20 protein-coding genes and 1 riboswitch are annotated in these 16,750 nt (G+C 36.7%); of the genes, 15 read left to right on the top strand and 5 right to left on the bottom strand.

Features of this window, described 5'->3' with window-relative positions; translation table 11 throughout:
• Positions 1 to 143 precede the first annotated feature (143 nt).
• The 14 genes from ATE49_RS04195 (at position 144) to ATE49_RS04135 (ending at position 9,338) form a co-directional block, all read left to right on the top strand.
• Complete coding sequence (locus ATE49_RS04195; protein WP_065081182.1) at positions 144 to 596, top strand: nuclear transport factor 2 family protein; 453 nt, start codon at positions 144 to 146, stop codon at positions 594 to 596.
• A gap of 10 nt (positions 597 to 606) precedes the next feature.
• The gene (locus ATE49_RS04190; RefSeq protein ID WP_065081181.1) at positions 607 to 990 is read left to right on the top strand and encodes a 5-carboxymethyl-2-hydroxymuconate Delta-isomerase; all 384 of its coding nucleotides are present in this window, start codon (positions 607 to 609) and stop codon (positions 988 to 990) included.
• A gap of 18 nt (positions 991 to 1,008) precedes the next feature.
• Complete coding sequence (locus tag ATE49_RS04185; RefSeq protein ID WP_065081180.1) at positions 1,009 to 1,566, top strand: YdeI/OmpD-associated family protein; 558 nt, start codon at positions 1,009 to 1,011, stop codon at positions 1,564 to 1,566.
• 12 nt (positions 1,567 to 1,578) lie between these two features.
• Positions 1,579 to 2,100 carry a YdeI/OmpD-associated family protein gene (locus ATE49_RS04180; RefSeq protein WP_065081179.1) on the top strand — a complete coding sequence of 174 codons (522 nt, stop codon included), beginning with the start codon at positions 1,579 to 1,581 and terminating at the stop codon, positions 2,098 to 2,100.
• 2 nt (positions 2,101 to 2,102) lie between these two features.
• Positions 2,103 to 2,603: a DinB family protein gene (locus tag ATE49_RS04175; RefSeq protein WP_065081178.1), complete on the top strand. Its 501-nt coding sequence runs from the start codon at positions 2,103 to 2,105 to the stop codon at positions 2,601 to 2,603.
• A gap of 39 nt (positions 2,604 to 2,642) precedes the next feature.
• Positions 2,643 to 3,668: a proline-specific peptidase family protein gene (locus ATE49_RS04170; RefSeq protein WP_065081418.1), complete on the top strand. Its 1,026-nt coding sequence runs from the start codon at positions 2,643 to 2,645 to the stop codon at positions 3,666 to 3,668.
• Between the two features lie 65 nt (positions 3,669 to 3,733).
• A complete protein-coding gene (locus tag ATE49_RS04165; protein WP_065081177.1) occupies positions 3,734 to 4,210 on the top strand; it encodes a GNAT family N-acetyltransferase in 477 nt (158 codons plus the stop codon).
• A 408-nt stretch (positions 4,211 to 4,618) separates the two neighbouring features.
• A complete protein-coding gene (locus tag ATE49_RS04160; protein WP_065081176.1) occupies positions 4,619 to 5,347 on the top strand; it encodes a DUF3108 domain-containing protein in 729 nt (242 codons plus the stop codon).
• Positions 5,348 to 5,371: 24 nt separating this feature from the next.
• The gene (locus ATE49_RS04155; RefSeq protein ID WP_065081175.1) at positions 5,372 to 5,878 is read left to right on the top strand and encodes a hypothetical protein; all 507 of its coding nucleotides are present in this window, start codon (positions 5,372 to 5,374) and stop codon (positions 5,876 to 5,878) included.
• A complete protein-coding gene (locus tag ATE49_RS20105; RefSeq protein WP_155759289.1) occupies positions 5,871 to 6,029 on the top strand; it encodes a hypothetical protein in 159 nt (52 codons plus the stop codon). Before ATE49_RS04155 ends, ATE49_RS20105 begins: the two co-directional genes overlap by 8 nt.
• 137 nt (positions 6,030 to 6,166) lie before the next feature.
• The gene (locus ATE49_RS04150; RefSeq protein ID WP_065081174.1) at positions 6,167 to 6,856 is read left to right on the top strand and encodes a hypothetical protein; all 690 of its coding nucleotides are present in this window, start codon (positions 6,167 to 6,169) and stop codon (positions 6,854 to 6,856) included.
• A gap of 122 nt (positions 6,857 to 6,978) precedes the next feature.
• Complete coding sequence (locus tag ATE49_RS04145) at positions 6,979 to 7,539, top strand: SHOCT domain-containing protein (RefSeq protein WP_065081173.1); 561 nt, start codon at positions 6,979 to 6,981, stop codon at positions 7,537 to 7,539.
• 197 nt (positions 7,540 to 7,736) lie between these two features.
• Positions 7,737 to 7,862, top strand: a riboswitch (FMN riboswitch).
• A gap of 92 nt (positions 7,863 to 7,954) precedes the next feature.
• Positions 7,955 to 8,605, top strand: a complete 651-nt coding sequence (gene ribB / locus ATE49_RS04140) for a 3,4-dihydroxy-2-butanone-4-phosphate synthase (protein WP_009084850.1) — start codon at positions 7,955 to 7,957, stop codon at positions 8,603 to 8,605.
• Between the two features lie 271 nt (positions 8,606 to 8,876).
• Entirely contained in the window at positions 8,877 to 9,338 is a 462-nt protein-coding gene (locus ATE49_RS04135; protein WP_065081172.1) for a hypothetical protein, read from the top strand.
• Between the two features lie 71 nt (positions 9,339 to 9,409).
• Here ATE49_RS04135 and ATE49_RS04130 read toward each other — a convergent pair whose 3' ends face one another.
• From ATE49_RS04130 to ATE49_RS04115, 4 genes are all read right to left on the bottom strand, one after another.
• Entirely contained in the window at positions 9,410 to 10,543 is a 1,134-nt protein-coding gene (locus tag ATE49_RS04130; protein ID WP_065081171.1) for an efflux RND transporter periplasmic adaptor subunit, read from the bottom strand.
• 2 nt (positions 10,544 to 10,545) lie between these two features.
• On the bottom strand, positions 10,546 to 11,772 hold the full coding sequence (locus ATE49_RS04125; RefSeq protein ID WP_065081170.1) for a TolC family protein: 1,227 nt from the start codon (positions 11,770 to 11,772) through the stop codon (positions 10,546 to 10,548).
• 5 nt (positions 11,773 to 11,777) lie between these two features.
• Positions 11,778 to 14,933 (bottom strand): efflux RND transporter permease subunit, encoded by a 3,156-nt coding sequence (locus ATE49_RS04120; RefSeq protein WP_065081169.1) that lies wholly within the window; start codon positions 14,931 to 14,933, stop codon positions 11,778 to 11,780.
• A 66-nt stretch (positions 14,934 to 14,999) separates the two neighbouring features.
• Positions 15,000 to 15,389 (bottom strand): hypothetical protein, encoded by a 390-nt coding sequence (locus ATE49_RS04115; protein ID WP_034869448.1) that lies wholly within the window; start codon positions 15,387 to 15,389, stop codon positions 15,000 to 15,002.
• Between the two features lie 147 nt (positions 15,390 to 15,536).
• Between ATE49_RS04115 and ATE49_RS04110 the strand changes: the two genes are divergently transcribed.
• Positions 15,537 to 15,890, top strand: a complete 354-nt coding sequence (locus ATE49_RS04110) for an FEKKY domain-containing protein (RefSeq protein ID WP_065081168.1) — start codon at positions 15,537 to 15,539, stop codon at positions 15,888 to 15,890.
• A gap of 179 nt (positions 15,891 to 16,069) precedes the next feature.
• On the opposite strand, the gene ATE49_RS04105 is transcribed toward ATE49_RS04110, so the two are convergent.
• Positions 16,070 to 16,582, bottom strand: a complete 513-nt coding sequence (locus ATE49_RS04105) for a nitroreductase family protein (protein WP_065081167.1) — start codon at positions 16,580 to 16,582, stop codon at positions 16,070 to 16,072.
• Positions 16,583 to 16,750 lie beyond the last annotated feature (168 nt).

Genomic DNA, 16,750 nt, shown 5'->3' with positions numbered 1-16,750 from the left:
ATTGGCATAAAACCACTCTGAAACTTAGAGCGGTTTTTTATTTTTTCTATCCAACAATATATTTTATATTCTCTTTTTTCATTAATTTCGACAGATAATCAATTATTTAGCTTTCAATCTTTACACCGGATCAACTTAATAATATGAAATATCCTTTTATTTATATTTTTATCCTGTTCTTTTCAGCATTTGCTTTGGGACAGACAAAACAAGATACACTGGCGATAAAGCAGGCGGCTCTTGATTATATAGAATCACAGCATTCACCAAATCCTGCCAGAATGGAGCGTGCCTTACATCCCAGAATGGTAAAGCGTACTTTCTGGAAAGACAAAGCTACAGGCAAAGATTATGTTCGGGAAACCAATACAGAATCTATGGTATTGCTTGCTGAGAGCTATAACAAAAACGGAGATAAATTTCCGGCTTCTCCACGAAAAGATATAAAACTACTCGATGTTTCTGACGGAACAGCTTCTGTTAAGCTCTTTGCAGATGAATGGATAGACTATATGCATCTCGTTAAACTCAATGGCACATGGAAGATCATCAATGTTCTGTGGCAATACAATGATTCCAAACGTCAAACCAATTAATTTTATCACCATGCCCAACTTTATTATAGATTGTTCACAGGATATTATTCAGCAGGCAGCACCTGACGATATTATGAACGCTGTTTACGAAACAGCTGAAGCAACTGGATTATTTGCAGCCAATGACATAAAAGTGAGAATACAGCCTTTCCAATACTATAAACTGGCTGAAAGCAAGAAAAACTTTATCCACATTTTCGGCTATATAATGGAAGGACGGACTACGGAACAAAAAGCCAATCTTTCAAAACAGATTATTACAAAACTTGCAGTCTTACTTCCCGATATTTCATTTTTATCCATCAGTATCAACGATTTCGAAACAGCTACCTATTGCAACAAATCATTGATTAATCCGGAAAATACAAATCATAACAGGCATTTTGAACTATAAACAATACACTTACTAACAATGGAGCCTCAGTTTTTCAGTACGCAATCCGATTTCCGAACGTGGTTAGAAAATAACCATCAGGCAGAAGCTGAGCTTCTGGTAGGCTTTTATAAAGTGAACAGTGGCAAACCTTCTATGAGCTGGTCGGAATCTGTGGATCAGGCAATCTGTTTCGGCTGGATCGACGGGGTAAGAAGATCTGTAGACGAAGAAAGCTATACCATTCGTTTCACACCCCGAAAGAAAGACAGCATCTGGAGCGCTATCAACATAAAAAAAGTTGAAGAACTCTCTGAACAAGGATTAATGAAAGAAGCGGGTCTAAAAGCTTTTAGTCTTCGTACGGAAAATAAATCCAGGATATATTCTCACGAGAAAGAACCTATCCCACTCCATCAGGATTTCGAGAAGCAATTTCAGAAAAATAAAGCTGCATGGAATTTTTTCATAACACAAGCTCCTTCTTATAAAAAGGTAATGATACACTGGATTATGAGTGCCAAGCAGGAAAAAACACAACAATCCCGTCTGGAAAAAGTAATACAGGAAAGTGAACAGCAAAAAAGGATAAGATAATACTAACAGCATATGATACCTGCCGAACAACATAGTTTTAGTGCCCGACTGGAAATTATCGGAATCAATCCTTTTGTATTTCTGCCTCCGCCTGTACTGGAAGCCATGCTAAAACATTATGAAAAGTACAAAGGTAAAATTCCCATAAAGGGTGCAGTAAATGGTGTCGACTATATACAAACTCTTGTAAAATACAGTGGCGAATGGCGGCTGTACATCAACACCACTATGCTGAAAAATTCACCTAAAAGAATTGGTGAATTACTGGATATTAGTATAGAGGTAGATCATGAAGAAAGAAAAATTGAGGCACATCCTAAATTATTAGCAGCACTGGAGGAAAATCCGGAAGCGTTGAATGTTTTTAATCAGCTTCGCCCTTCTTCCAGAAATGAAATTATAAAATACATCTCCTACCTGAAGACAGAGCAAAGCATTGATAAGAATGTTGCTAAAGCCATTAATTTCCTGCTTGGAAAGGAACGCTTTGTTGGACGTGACAAGCCTGAATTAAAACTAACTAAAGATCTATAGTCATGAGTCTAAAAATTTTAATCTCAAAATCCGTTCAGTACAACAATTGGGTAGTTGATAAATACCTAGACTGGCTATCGTCCAAATCCGATGAACAGTTGAATCAGGAAACACCTTCCAGCTTCCCTACTATTCTTAAAACATTACACCATATATGGCAGACCCAGGAATATTGGTGGAGCCATATCTCTGAAAACAATGAATTTGATTTTGCAGCTACTGCTGCACTATCCGGCAGAGAAGAAATATTCAGTGCTATTAGAAATAACTCTCAAAAGCTGGCAGACTATGTAGATGGTCTTACAGAAGAAGACCTGATTAAAAATGTAAAAATCGAATCTAAGTGGTTTCAGTGCGATTTTTCTAAATACGAATATATACAACATGTTATTATCCACGGAACTTACCACCGCGGACAGATTGTAACCATGGGACGCTGCATTGGCATTACCGATGCACCAATGACCGATTACAACTTCTGGAATATTTATAAAGACAAATAAAACACACCACCCTATCACCCTATTAACATGAAAAAAACAATGCGAATTTTTATCCTGCTTTTCATCGCAGTATTTATAGTATCCTGCAAGCAAAAAGAATCAACAGCTGCCAGTGTTTCTACTGCCGATTATTTCAATTATAAAGATTCTGTAGAAGCCGGCGGTGTAAAAATGATTCCCATTACCACTCCTGTTGGTAACTTTAAAGTATGGACCAAACGCTTCGGAACCAATCCAAAAATAAAAGTTTTACTGTTACATGGCGGTCCGGCAATGACCCATGAATACATGGAATGCTTCGAAACTTTTTTTCAGCGTGAAGGATTCGAGTTTTATGAATACGATCAGCTGGGCTCCTATTACAGCGATCAGCCTACAGACAACCGCCTATGGAATATCGACCGTTTTGTAGATGAGGTTGAACAGGTACGCAAAGCCATTCATGCTGATAAAGATAACTTCTACGTTTTGGGAAATTCGTGGGGTGGAATTCTGGCAATGGAATACGCCTTGAAATATCAGAAAAACCTGAAAGGCCTGCTTGTAGCCAATATGATGGCCAGCGCTCCGGAATATGTAAAATATGCTGAGGTTTTAGCCAAACAAATGAAACCCGAAATTCTGGCAGAAATCCGTGCTATTGAAGCTAAAAAGGATTATACTAACCCCCGTTATACAGAATTATTATTCCCCAATTATTATTCACAGCACATCTGTCGTCTTCCGGAGTGGCCGGACGCGTTAAACCGTTCTCTTAAACATGTGAACAGTACTGTATATACACTTATGCAGGGGCCTAGTGAACTTGGAATGAGCAGCGATGCAAAACTCGCTAAATGGGATATAAAAAACAGGCTTCATGAGATTGCCACACCAACACTGATGATTGGTGCAAAATATGATACAATGGATCCAAAGGCCATGGAGGAGCAAAGCAAGCTGGTACAGAAAGGAAGCTATTTGTACTGCCCCAATGGCAGTCACCTTGCGATGTGGGACGATCAGAAAGTATTTATGAACGGCGTTATCAAATTTATTAAAGATGTTGATTCCGGAAAGTTATAGCAATTACCAGTAATGTTAAGGATTGGCATAAATTTGACTATTACACACGAATAAAAAACAAAAAAATGGAAGTCTTTATCAGACATCAGGATAAAAATAAAAGAAAAGAGGAAGCTGTTAATTTCTTTATTGAACACAAAACCAACAGCTATATTTCGCATTCCGAAATTATGTCCGGTCGTGCCAAATCTACAACAGAGTGGAGTGAGAACTTTGCTGATATCTTATCTGCAGAACTGGATGAAGACGACTGCAATCTGATTACCATAGAAGATATCCACAATAAAATTATAGGAATTGCTATTCTACGAATTTACAGGAAATACCTTATTATAGAAGATATGATTGTAGATGGTAGCCTGCGAGGAATGTCCTTAGGACAAAAACTCATGGATTTTATCCACAATTTCGCAGCCGAACAAAAAATTAAAGCTTTGTTTCTGGAAAGTGGAATTACCAATGATAAAGCGCATTCATTTTTTGAAAAGAACGGCTTCGAGAAAGTATCAGTCACTTATATTAAATCATTACCTGATAACTAAAAGCCTGTTCAAATTTTATTGTTAATACTCTTCGATAATTCGTCATGCTCATTACAAGCTTAGGGCTCAGAGTGACATTGCTAGTATCAATTATCCTCTTTTTAGAGGTGTCAGGCTGAGTTAAGTCTATGGTGAGCCTGGCGAACCAAACTATCGAAGCCTAATACTTTTTTGAATCAAAATTAAACAGGATTTAAATCGATTTTGCATATACCTATAAGTTTTTAAAAATACTAAGGAGATTTTATTCCTTAGGTATCTTAATCTCTAAATGGTTTAATTTATCATTTAAGGATTGAGGTAATTAAACACTATATTAACTCTACAACTATAATTTTAACGATTAAATCTGTAACATTTTAAGTTGTTAATCAACTGATTGTCATATAACAATTAAATAATATCTGTATGAAGTCAGTTAGATTTTTAATTCCGGCAATTCTGTTATTGCTTACCGCTTCCGGTTTCAAAGCGCAGGAAAAAACTCAGTCCCCAAAACACAATGATGTGAATTCTACTCTTATCAAAAATGAAGAGACAGAAATGAACTGGTATGCTGTAAAGGATACCACGAAGATTGAAATAGGAAAAGTGATAACCAAAATAGCACGTACCCCAAACGCTGTAAATATTACAACTACTGTAAAAATGAAGGGAGCTCCTTCAGACTGGACAGATGAAACTTCAGCAAAATTACCAAACCTTGCTCCCGTAAAACATTCTTCCTTTAATATGCAAAGGGATATGGTTCTGAATTTCGGAAAAGAAATAACTGGCTACTATCTGGATAAAGCAGCAAATAAAAAAACTGAGATTAATGAGAAAACCCAGGAAGACTTTTTCGACAGCAATATTTATCCACAATTGATTCGTTGGCTTCCGTTGAAAGAAAACTACAAAACCGATATTGCTATTTACGACTACAATCCTAAAAAGAGTGGTGTATTAAAAGTTAATATACAAAGTACCGAAAAGGGAATGTATAAAAATACACCTGTATGGATTGTAAAAACAACTGATGGCATTACTGATCACAAAGCTGTTACAAGCTTTTATATTGATATCAAAACACGCCAGCTTCTGAAACAGGAAATGGATATGGGACCAAGAAAAATGCTGATGGAAAAGGTAAATTAATATTTTTGTACAAAACCAAATTGTATGAATTCAGCCATATCAAGTATTGAATTTATTTTAAATAACATTATACCTGAGCCTGAGGATAAAGCTATTATTCACAACAAACTGTCAAGAAAAAACAGAATAAAACTTAATAAAAGCCAATATGAAGAAACAAAAATTTATTGGTGCTTATTAGAGTATGTTGGATTAAAAGAGGACGATGGGTTCGACTGGGTATATAAGGCATCCTCAACGGAATTAAATAATGGATTATCTGCAGAGATATTCCAACAAATTATAAATTCAGATTCTTTCTTTTCAAATTATATTATAAAAGACAAAGATCTCTTAACCATTAGCTTAGAATATATTCACCCCGTAAAGTATAATAAAACAAGACCCTATATTGGAAATCATTTATCTTTTATTTTTAATAAAGTGTGGAAAATTAATAATGGCTATGATCATATTTCTAATATGTATAGAAAATTACAAGAAGGAGAAGTTGTTGTACATTATTCAGAATGCAGAAAAAGAAATGTTTAAAAACATACCCGTATGGATTGTAAAAACAGCAGATGGTATTACCAATCATAAAGTCATTACTACCTTTTATATTGACTTCAAAACTCACCAGCTTCTGAAACAGAAAATGGATATGGGACCTAGAAAAATGCTGATGGAAAGAGTGAAATAAGATAAGTTATTTAAAATTTTAAATAAGCAGAGCTCGGTTAGTTCTGCTTTTATTTTTTCACAATTACATGATATAATTCTTTTTTTATTAGTTTAGTAAAATATAAACTGATTAAATACCATTTTTCTAGCAACACCATGAACGAAAATTTAAAAATTATCTCAACCATTACCAGAAAATCTCTGTGGGCCTGGATAAAAGTCATTCTGATCGGAAGCCTATTTGTACTGGCAGATCTTATCATAGGTTTTTATTTAATTATCAGCAGTCCGCAAAGTGGTATGGCCGCTGGTCATGTTAACGGTGCCGCCGCCATTTTGGTTTTATTTATCGTGATTATTAATTATTTTACGATCCATTTCTTTCCAACACTATTAATACTGATTGGCTTTTTAAAGATTCCTTTATTTATTATTTTAGCCAATAAACAGGCGATGAGCAGTGCAATGTATAACGCCTACACCTATAAACTCACGGATTATATAGAGCCTAAAGTTCAGATGCTGATTAATAAGATCATAGCCAAACAGCCTAATTTTGTAAAGCAAATTCCGAATTGGAAGATCTTCCGTATAAAGCTTATCCAGGAAAATAAACAAGACAATACAACTTCATGGTTTCTCAGAAAGATAACCGGATACTGTCTGAAAAAAGTTAAAATGGATGATGTTAACTTCTCCGATCCCAATCTGAATTATGGAGAAGTAATTTCTTCCAAACTAAAGCAGTTTGTACAGGAATCATTGGAGCCATCGATGCTGTTGGTATGGATTGCCTGCGGAGTAGATCTTTTATTGATTATATTAGCAATTGTATTCAGATCTTAAAATCTAACAGATTCTATCTTTGGAAATAAAAATTCTAAAAACCCTCATTAAATAGGGATTTCCGTAAGTTTACCTTCAATCCATACTTTATTTTTGACGCACAGTTTTTAAATAAATAAAGTATGAAAAAAGTATTATTGGTTTTTCTTTTCCTTTCTTTTGGAATATCCTATTCACAAACCCTTCCTCACGTAAAAAATGACACACTGATAACCTCTACCAGCTATAAAATTTATGCAGGTTTAGATTTAAAAATCGGAACAGGATCTATGAATGACGGAGATTTTAAATTTATCCGAAGAAATGCAGCTTCTCTTTTTAATTATTACTCCACTACAGGTTACCAGGGGCTGGCTAATCAGGCCAACTCTTTTAGCAGAAGTAATTCCGGCCTTACATTTAAAGTCAAAAAAATTATGCCCAGAGGAAGTGAAAAGAATGGTTATGTATACTATGTCAAAATCGGAAGCGGATTAATTAATTATGAAGTAGATATAGAAAATGCTATTAAATCCGGAGAGATTGTTCTGCCAGACGAATTTATGCCACAATCTCAGTCTCAAAACCTCAGCAATGAATCTAAATACGATAAATTAAAGAAAATTAAAGAGCTAAAAGATTCCGGAGTGCTATCTGAAGAAGAATTCCAGAAAGAGAAAGAAAAGATTATGAATCTAAAATAAAAATAGCCTGCCGTTCTAAACACCAGAACGGCTTTTTTATGATTAAACACTTACAGTCTATATTTAGCATTATTGATAAATTATATCAGAAGGCTATTTCCGGATTGAAAAAACTTTCGGAAATTAGCGGTCTGTACGTTAAATAGTAATCAGTGAAATAAAAAATTTAATTAGAACATACAGTAAAACTTAGTATAAGTTTTCTTCGGGGCAGGGTGCAATTCCCTACCGGCGGTTACAGTCCGCGACTCCTTTTATTTTAAAGGACTGATTTGGTGAAACTCCAAAACCGACAGTTAAAGTCTGGATGAGAGAAGAAAATGGAACAATCGGTAAGGCTATTCTTATAGACTTATTGTATTGTATTTCATTTCCATGTACCGAAGACCTATTTTAACTTTTAAAAGTAAAATACATGGAAACATTATTAGAAAAATTCGGAGTAAACTCCAAAGAGCGTGTAGAAAATGCGCTTCTGAAATTACAACAAGGCAAAGGCATCCTGCTAGTGGATGATGAAAACCGTGAAAACGAAGGCGACATCATCTTCCCTGCCTCTACTATCACAGAAAAAGACATGGCACTTCTGATCCGCGAATGCAGCGGAATCGTTTGTCTGTGTATTTCCGAAGAGAAAAGTAAGCACTTGAATCTTCGCCCGATGGTAGAAACCAACAACAGCAAAAATCAGACAGCATTCACCATTACGATTGAAGCCAGGGAAGGTGTAGAATCCGGCGTATCGGCTAAAGACCGTGTAACAACCATTAGAACAGCTGTAGCAGAAAATGCGCAGGCCGAGCATATTGCCAGCCCGGGACACGTATTTCCGCTTATTGCCAGAAAAGATGGTGTATTCGAAAGACGTGGCCATACCGAAGGAAGTGTAGATCTTGTAAAACTGGCAAACCTTGGTGAAGATGCTGTATTATGTGAATTAACCAATGAAGATGGTTCTATGGCAAGACTTCCGGAAATTGTAGATTTTGCGATTCAGAGAGAAATGACCGTAGTGACTATTGAAGATATTTACACTTACCGTAAAGATCTGATCAGCCAGAATTAATTGTGGCTCTCTTTACAACTCGAAAATAGTAGTGAATATGTCACTTCGAGTGAAATTCTGAAAGAATTTTGTATCGAGAAGTATGTTCATAATATTTAAATGTAAAGTGAGTTAACCCAAACCTATTACTTTAACGTACAGAAAAAATCCGTTGCGAAAATTCACAACGGATTTTTATATAACATATATTTCAATTGTTTTTTAATTATATTTGAATAAATTAACATTATATCAATCATTAATATATTTATTAGCAACAAAATATTATTTTATGAAAAACTACTTTACCATGATCTCTGCCGGATTACTATTATGTGCATTTTCCTGTCAGCAAAAAGAATCAACAACCAAAGCCGATATATTAGACGGTACATACCGACTTGTAGGTTCTGAGACAGTAAAAGGAGCCGATACTATCCGCACTACAATAGATCCGGCCAAAACCGAAATGATTAAAATGTTTAATGACAGCCATTTCGCCTTCCTGAACCATGATAAATCAAAAGGAAAGGACAGCCTGAAATCATTTTCCAGCGGTGCCGGAACTTACCAGTTAAAGGGAAAGGAGTATACCGAAAACCTGGAGTACTGCAGTTACAGAGAATGGGAAGGTAGACAGTTTCATTTTACACTGGAAAAACGTGCTGATACATTAATCCAGACAGGAGAAGAAGATATTCCGGAATTGGGGATAAAACAAAAGATAAAAGAGGTATACGTGAAAGTAAAATAACTCATACTTATTCAAAAATATAAAAATGGGCGGAAATATTTCCGCCCATTTTTATCATAAGTATTTATGTATTATTCTTCATCTTCTACATTCTTCAGTGCCATTAAAAGATTATAAGCACCTTTTGTTACCCATTTTTTAGAAGCTTGTTCAGAGGTCAATCCAGTAATCTCCGTAAAGCCATGTTCGGAATTACCTGTTTTCACCGGAACCATTTTATATGTTTTAGGCTTGACTTCCTCAAAAATATATTGTTTACCTTCGAATGCCACTACCCCGCTATCCGGAATTGCAAGAGAAGCACGGCTATTGGTCTCAATCTCTGCATTCATAAATGTACCTGGTAATAAATGTGGTTCATAATTCTGGAAGTGACAATGAATCAGTACACTTCGGTCTGCTGCAAAATCTTTGCTGATCAGCACAATACGTGCTGTATATTTCTTTTCCGGATTCTGATTGGTATACGCAATTACCTGCTGATCCATAGAAATCTTATCCAGATCTTTTTCAAAAACTTTTAGCACTAAGTGAATATCACTGGTATTAACGATCTCGAATAGTTTATCTGCTGGTGATACATATTGTCCGATATTAACATTCACCGAAGAAATATAGCCATCGATAGGGGAAACTACCGAAGTAACTCTTTTGATGTTATTTGCTGTTAATGCTTCCGGATTAATTCCTGCAATTCTTAGTTTTTCCCCCAGCGCCCGCATATTAATCATATGATTATTGCGCTGGTTAAGTGCCTGCTGCATTACTTTATCACTGCTTGCCTGGCTCTGGTTAAGATCCCGCTGGCGCAAATAGTCTTTTTGTGAATATTCCAGATTGGATTTTGCCAGTAGGTAATCCTGTTGTATCTGTACCAGTTCGGGATTTTCAATGCTTGCTAATACCTGTCCTTTACCAATATGCTCACCTGGCATCCATTTGGTGTATTTAATATAGCCGCCGAATGGAGCGCTGACACTGGCTACAGACTGTGGCGGGATATCGATAGAACCGGTTACCATAATACCGGAAGCTGTTTCTTTTCCTTCCAGAGCTCCTGTTTCTATTCCTGCATTTTTATATTGTGTATCGTTTAAAACAACTTGGTTTTCCGTGGTATGGACAGCTTTTTTCTCCGCCGGTGCTTCTTTGGAGCATGAAGAAATAACAGCTGTTGTAAGTATAATTAAAAATATCTTGTTCATGATTAGTCGATTTTTGTTTGTTGAAGAGCATTCATTTCAGTAACAGCATCATTAAGTTTCTTTACGCTGTCGATGCTTCTGTTTCGGATGTCCAGTGCCTGATTAACCAACAAGACATAATCCAGATAATTAATCTCTCCATTATAGAATTGCAGATTAGCGGTCTTTAGAATAGTCTCTGCATTTTTCAGCCCGTCATTTTGGAAATAGTCCGTTTCTTTCAGTGCATTCTGATACTGAATTGTATACTGCTTATACTGCATATTCAGATTATTCAGCGCCAGTTGGTAATTATTCGCGGCTATTTTCTCATTCACTCTTTGTGCTTCTATTGCCAGCTTCTGTGCTTTGTTGAATAAAGGAATACCTACACCTATTACAGCTGAATGAAACCTTTTGCTGCCATCATTATAACTTCCGTTTTCCTGATTTCCGATCATGGAAGTATTATTGTATCCCAGGTTAATGCTCGGGGATAATCGTGCTTTAGCTTCTAGTATTCTTGCCTTCTGTATTTCCTGTTCCTGCTTTAAAGTTTCTACATAAGGATTTCCTTCCGGATTTTGCAATTGGGAAAATAAAGCATTTTGCACAGAGAACGACTGTTTCTCGTTTGTATAACTATCTCCGTCGTTAATCAGAAAGTTTAGTTTTTCCTGTGTTACTGCTTTATCTTTTTCTATAGCCAGCAGCTGAAAATGCGCCTGGGATTTATAATTCTCGGCGGTAGATTTCTCCAGAACATTACTCTCTCCTTTTCTCAGCCTCAACGCTGCTTTATCATAATACACTCCATAAAGACTATCCGCTTTTTTAATCAATGCATATTTTGCATCCAGATAATTCAGTTCATTGAAGATCAGTGTAAGCTCCCTTCTCAGCTGCCACTTTTGCAGAGAAAGATTCAGTAAACTCTGTTTCCATTCTTCTGTAAAAACCTGCTTTTGCTTCTGATAGAATCCCGGAAAACGAAAATTCTGAGATACCGAAAACTTATGATCTGTTTTATCGGTATTAAACTGACCAAACTCTGCACTTACATTCAGCGGATCCAGATTAAAAGCCGATTGCTTTAAAATCTTTTGTGCATCTATTTTCAGAGCACCGCCTTTCAGATTCAGGTTGTTATCCAGTATTTTCTGATAAGCCTCCTCCAAAGAGATTGACTGTTGCGCTTTAGCTCCCCAAAGAGTAACAAAGAGCGCTATAATAACACTTAACTTTTGCATGTCAGTTATATCTTATGTTCCGTTTCCGAAACTGTTTTTGTTTTATTGAATGATTTTTTCTCGAAGAATATGTAAAGTATTGGCAACACATACAGCGTAAGAAATGTTGCCAGTATCAAGCCACCGATTACCACAGTTGCCAGAGGCCTTTGCACCTCAGCACCTTCACCATTGCTCAATGCCATTGGCAGAAAGCCTAATGATGCCACAGTAGCCGTCATCAGTACCGGACGCAATCTGTTTTTACCCCCTGTAAGAACAACATCCCGAAGGTCTTCTTTTTGTGTCTTCTGTCGGTTGAATTCAGCAATAAGTACAATCCCATTCAGTACTGCTACTCCGAAAAGAGCAATAAAGCCAATACCTGCCGATATACTGAAATCCATACCACGCAGCCATAAAGCAAATACACCGCCTACAGCAGAAAGCGGAATCGCCGTAAAAATAATCAGGCCATACTTTACCGAGCGGAAAGCAAAATACAACATCAGTAAAATGAGCAATAACGAAACAGGCACAGCAATTCCCAGTCTGGCTTTTGCTTCCTGCAGGTTTTCGAAATTACCACCATAAGTGATGGAATAGCCAGCCGGCAGTTTTAACTCACTGTTTACCCTGTTTTGCAGGTCATTTACGGTAGACTGAATATCACGGTTACGGACATTGAAACCTACAATAATTCTCCGGGCAGCATTTTCGCGCTGAATCTGGTTTACACTTTCTTTAATATCCACGTCTGCCACACTTTTTAACGGAATATCTGTTCCGGATGAAGTTGTGAGTAATAAGTTCTGTACATCTTCCAGCTTTCTGCGTTCTTCACTGTCCATACGTACAACCATATCGAACTTTTTCTCACCTTCGAATACCGCTCCGGTTACTTTTCCGGCAAAAGCAGCATTCACCACATTGTTCACATCCGATACATTTAGCCCGTATTGTGCTAAAGCACTTCTGTTATAGTTTATCACAATTTGTGAAAGTCCTGAAACAGGTTCTACATATATATTCTGAGCCCCGTTTACCTTATTTACTACTGCTGCCAGTTTTTCGGAATACACCTTCAGAGTATCCAGATTCTCACCGAAAATTTTACAAACCACATCCTGGCGGGCCCCCGTCATTAACTCATTAAATCTCATTGCTACAGGATACTGGAAAGAATAGGTTACACCTACCATATTCTTTTGCAGCTCTTTCTGCATTTTATCTGCCAGATCATTGTAATTATCTGCGGAAGTCCATTCTTTTCTATCCTTCAGAATTACCATCATATCACTGGCATCCAGAGGCATCGGATCGGTTGGAATTTCACTACTTCCGGTTTTCCCTACAATCTTTTTAATTTCCGGAAACTTACTCATCAGCACCTGCTGGCTTTTTAGCACAACTTCTGTGGATGTTTTCAGGCTGCTTCCCGGTAAAATTCTGGTCTCTACAGCAAAGTCACCTTCCGGAAGGCTCGGAATAAATTCACCACCTAGTTTTGATAATATAAATACCGCTAAAGCAAATAACAGGAACACAACTGTCATAACTATCTTTGAAGATTTTAAAACCCTAGCAAGACTTCTGTCATAAAAAGCAACCAGCTTTTCAATCATCCTGTCTGAGAATGTAGGCTTTGTCTGTATTTTTCTGGATAAAAATACTGAACTCATCATCGGGATATAGGTAAGCGATAAAATAAAAGCCCCTATCAAAGCGAAAGCCACAGTTTGCGCCATTGGTTTAAACATTTTCCCTTCAATTCCCTGAAGCGAAAGTATTGGCAGGTATACAATAAGGATAATCACCTGACCAAATACCGCCGAGTTCATCATTTTTCCGGCAGAAGTTTTCACCTCATTATTCATTTGCTCACCGGAAATTCTTTCACCTTCTTTTCCTTTAATGGAATGCAGCCTGTGCAATACAGCTTCTACAATAATAACAGCTCCATCCACAATAAGCCCAAAATCCAGAGCCCCAAGACTCATCAGGTTTCCGCTTACTCCGAAAATATTCATCATGATAATCGCGAAAAGCATCGCCAGTGGAATTACAGAAGCTACTATAAAACCAGCCCGGAAATTCCCTAAAAACAAAACCAATACAAAAACCACAATCAGTGCCCCTTCTATCAGGTTCTTAGAAACTGTTCCAATAGCATTATCCACCATTTTGGTTCTGTCCAGAAAGGCTTCTATTTTCACACCTTCCGGTAAAGTTTGCTGAATTTCCTCGACTCTGGTTTTAATCTTATCAATAACCTGATTGGAATTCCCGCCCTTCATCATCATAACTACTGCTCCGGCTACTTCTCCTTTACCATTATAGGTCATAGCACCATATTTTATGGCTTTACCCAGCTTTACTTCGGCAATATTCTTCACCAGGATTGGCGTTCCATCCGGCAGATTCTTTACAACGATATTCTCGATATCGGAAATATTCTTTGCCAAACCTTCAGTTCTTATAAACAAGGCATTGGGGCCTTTTTCTATATAAGCGCCACCGGCATTCTGATTGTTATTCTCTACAGCTGCAAAAAGCTGCTGCATGGTAACACCCACTGCTTTTAACTGTGCTGGTTTTATGGCAACCTCATATTGCTTCAGGTCACCACCAAAACTGGCAACATCTGCAACTCCTTCTACTCCCAGTAGCTGACGTCTTACAATCCAATCCTGAATTGTACGAAGCTCCATTGCTGAATAGCGATGTTCATAACCTTTTTTAGGCCGAACAACATATTGATAAATTTCACCTAAACCTGTGGTAATAGGTGCCATAGCCGGTACTCCGATTTCTTTGGGTATATCCTGTGAAACTTGCTGCAGTCTTTCGGCTACCTGCTGACGTGCAAGATATACATTGGTTTCTTCATTGAAAACAATGGTGATCACAGAAAGTCCGAAACGGGAAAAGCTACGGATTTGTTTTACACCTACAATATTACGGCACACCTGTTCTATAGGAAATGTAATAAATCGTTCTACATCCGGTGCACCTAATGATGGAGAAGTTGTAATGATTTGTACCTGATTGTCGGTAATATCCGGTACAGCATCTATAGGAAGTTTACGCAGTTCTATAACTCCGTATATGACTAATGCCAAAGTCATAAGACCAATAATGAGTTTGTTCTTAATAGAAAACTCAATGATTTTATTTAGCATAAAAATCTAATTTTTAAACGTTGAAAATTCATTCCCTGTATGTGGGAATGCTCTGTACTTTAAAAATTAGGCTACTTTAGGCGGCTGAAAAATAGAAAATAACGGTGAAGGGATTTCACCGATAGTATAGAAAAAGTTTCTTGTTTTGCTTTCTTCAAAACTTGGTGCTTTAATCTCCAGATTAAAGGCTTTAGGTATATCCTGAATAATAACCGAGGTTACCAGATAAAGGTCATGTTTCTTGAAGGGCAACTTCATATTGGTTTCATAATCCGGAGCATCGGGATCACCATTAAAATAATGAAGCTTGATGAATCCAAATAATGTAAGCTTTGGATTTGCTGCAGAATGTTCTTTGAAGTGCTCGATAAAAATAGGCAGTTTGATAACCTGACTCAATTCTGTGGAAGAAAAAAGATAGAAGACCAGTAATATGATAGTAAAATACTTTCTCATCACCTCTCAGGTTACGGTGCAAAAATATTTTAATTTTTGGAAAGAAAAAAATCAAAGTTGTGATTTAGAATAAGTCCAACTCAAATTTAGGATACAATTCCAACCTTTCAGCATATTTGTCCATCATATAAAGTAAAATAATACATCATGCACAAAATATTGATATTATTCTGTTTACTGCTTTTATTTTCCGGTAGTATCTCCGGACAAAAAATAAAAACAAACTCCCGATCTACAGAATATCATGCACCACAATATGCTACAGAATCTAATTATCTGGACTTAATTAAAAACAAATCTGCTGCTTTTATTAAGTTTGGTTTTGCAGGTATTGATGGCAGAAATTTTCAGAATAAATACGGAATCGGCGTATGGAATATGGGATGCCTTGTTACATCTGATTTATCCCGAAAAGCCCAGATTAATAACACTGTTCTAAAAAAATATCTCGATAAAAAACATGGAAATTCTTGGGAAAAAGATCTTGGCTTTAAACCTTAATCATTAGCAAAGTATTTATACCCTTAACACCAAAGCACAAGTAATGTTTAAATCCTCATACTTTTTAAGGCTCGAATTGCTTCGCAATATTTTTCTTTATTAACTAGCCTTGGCAAGGTTTGAAATAAAAAAAGGAAAGATTGCTCCTTCCTCTTTATTTTTTGTACAGCTTCATACTATTACTTCATTCCCATATAGAAGAAACCTAAACACTTCTCATTTTCTTTAAGCTGAAGATATTCTCCAATATGATGAATCATTCCCGGTGAACTCCAATAGCAGCCTACATTGTTGGCTGTAGCCATCAGATACATGTTCTGAACTGCCATAGCCGTTGCTGCAACTTCTTCCCATTCCGGCACTTTACCACTAAAATCCGAAACAATACTTAGAACCGTATTGGCTTTGCTCACTTTATCTGATATGTCAATATATTTCTTCTCTAAAAATGTTTCCGGAGATGTGGTTGCTTTGTATAGCTCTGCCAGAGTCTCTCCCAATTCTGTTTTTTCTAGTCCCTGAAAAATTCTGAATCGCCATGGATTGGTCTTTTTATGACTCGGTGCATAATTAGCGGATTCCAGGATTTTATCCAGAACATCCTGCGGAATTACCTCTGCTGTATAGTCTTTTGGAAAAATACTTCTTCTGGATTTTATAATATCTTCTAAGATTTCTGCGCTTGTCTTCATCAACTTTTTTTATTTTCAACGTTTTACAGAGCAATGTCTCTACTCTTTTTTGCTATACAAAAATAGACAATATTATAGTGCTTCAGGTGTATTTTGTGTAATTTAGAATACTGCTACCAGATGTAATTCCAAGCCTTAACAAATAAAACCCTCACAGAAATCTGTGAG

Source organism: Elizabethkingia miricola (assembly GCF_001675285.1).
Lineage (GTDB): Bacteria > Bacteroidota > Bacteroidia > Flavobacteriales > Weeksellaceae > Elizabethkingia > Elizabethkingia miricola.
Note: the sequence above shows the minus strand (reverse complement) of the source record. Positions and strands in the feature narration are given on the sequence as shown.

What these genes read in the sequence shown, in the direction of transcription:
- ATE49_RS04195 (WP_065081182.1), top strand. Translation starts at nt 144, where the DNA reads ATGAAATATCCTTTTATTTATATTTTTATCCTGTTCTTTTCAGCATTT.
- ATE49_RS04190 (WP_065081181.1), top strand. Translation starts at nt 607, where the DNA reads ATGCCCAACTTTATTATAGATTGTTCACAGGATATTATTCAGCAGGCA.
- ATE49_RS04185 (WP_065081180.1), top strand. Translation starts at nt 1,009, where the DNA reads ATGGAGCCTCAGTTTTTCAGTACGCAATCCGATTTCCGAACGTGGTTA.
- ATE49_RS04180 (WP_065081179.1), top strand. Translation starts at nt 1,579, where the DNA reads ATGATACCTGCCGAACAACATAGTTTTAGTGCCCGACTGGAAATTATC.
- ATE49_RS04175 (WP_065081178.1), top strand. Translation starts at nt 2,103, where the DNA reads ATGAGTCTAAAAATTTTAATCTCAAAATCCGTTCAGTACAACAATTGG.
- ATE49_RS04170 (WP_065081418.1), top strand. Translation starts at nt 2,643, where the DNA reads ATGCGAATTTTTATCCTGCTTTTCATCGCAGTATTTATAGTATCCTGC.
- ATE49_RS04165 (WP_065081177.1), top strand. Translation starts at nt 3,734, where the DNA reads ATGGAAGTCTTTATCAGACATCAGGATAAAAATAAAAGAAAAGAGGAA.
- ATE49_RS04160 (WP_065081176.1), top strand. Translation starts at nt 4,619, where the DNA reads ATGAAGTCAGTTAGATTTTTAATTCCGGCAATTCTGTTATTGCTTACC.
- ATE49_RS04155 (WP_065081175.1), top strand. Translation starts at nt 5,372, where the DNA reads ATGAATTCAGCCATATCAAGTATTGAATTTATTTTAAATAACATTATA.
- ATE49_RS20105 (WP_155759289.1), top strand. Translation starts at nt 5,871, where the DNA reads ATGTTTAAAAACATACCCGTATGGATTGTAAAAACAGCAGATGGTATT.
- ATE49_RS04150 (WP_065081174.1), top strand. Translation starts at nt 6,167, where the DNA reads ATGAACGAAAATTTAAAAATTATCTCAACCATTACCAGAAAATCTCTG.
- ATE49_RS04145 (WP_065081173.1), top strand. Translation starts at nt 6,979, where the DNA reads ATGAAAAAAGTATTATTGGTTTTTCTTTTCCTTTCTTTTGGAATATCC.
- ribB (WP_009084850.1), top strand. Translation starts at nt 7,955, where the DNA reads ATGGAAACATTATTAGAAAAATTCGGAGTAAACTCCAAAGAGCGTGTA.
- ATE49_RS04135 (WP_065081172.1), top strand. Translation starts at nt 8,877, where the DNA reads ATGAAAAACTACTTTACCATGATCTCTGCCGGATTACTATTATGTGCA.
- ATE49_RS04130 (WP_065081171.1), bottom strand. Translation starts at nt 10,543, where the DNA reads ATGAACAAGATATTTTTAATTATACTTACAACAGCTGTTATTTCTTCA.
- ATE49_RS04125 (WP_065081170.1), bottom strand. Translation starts at nt 11,772, where the DNA reads ATGCAAAAGTTAAGTGTTATTATAGCGCTCTTTGTTACTCTTTGGGGA.
- ATE49_RS04120 (WP_065081169.1), bottom strand. Translation starts at nt 14,933, where the DNA reads ATGCTAAATAAAATCATTGAGTTTTCTATTAAGAACAAACTCATTATT.
- ATE49_RS04115 (WP_034869448.1), bottom strand. Translation starts at nt 15,389, where the DNA reads ATGAGAAAGTATTTTACTATCATATTACTGGTCTTCTATCTTTTTTCT.
- ATE49_RS04110 (WP_065081168.1), top strand. Translation starts at nt 15,537, where the DNA reads ATGCACAAAATATTGATATTATTCTGTTTACTGCTTTTATTTTCCGGT.
- ATE49_RS04105 (WP_065081167.1), bottom strand. Translation starts at nt 16,582, where the DNA reads ATGAAGACAAGCGCAGAAATCTTAGAAGATATTATAAAATCCAGAAGA.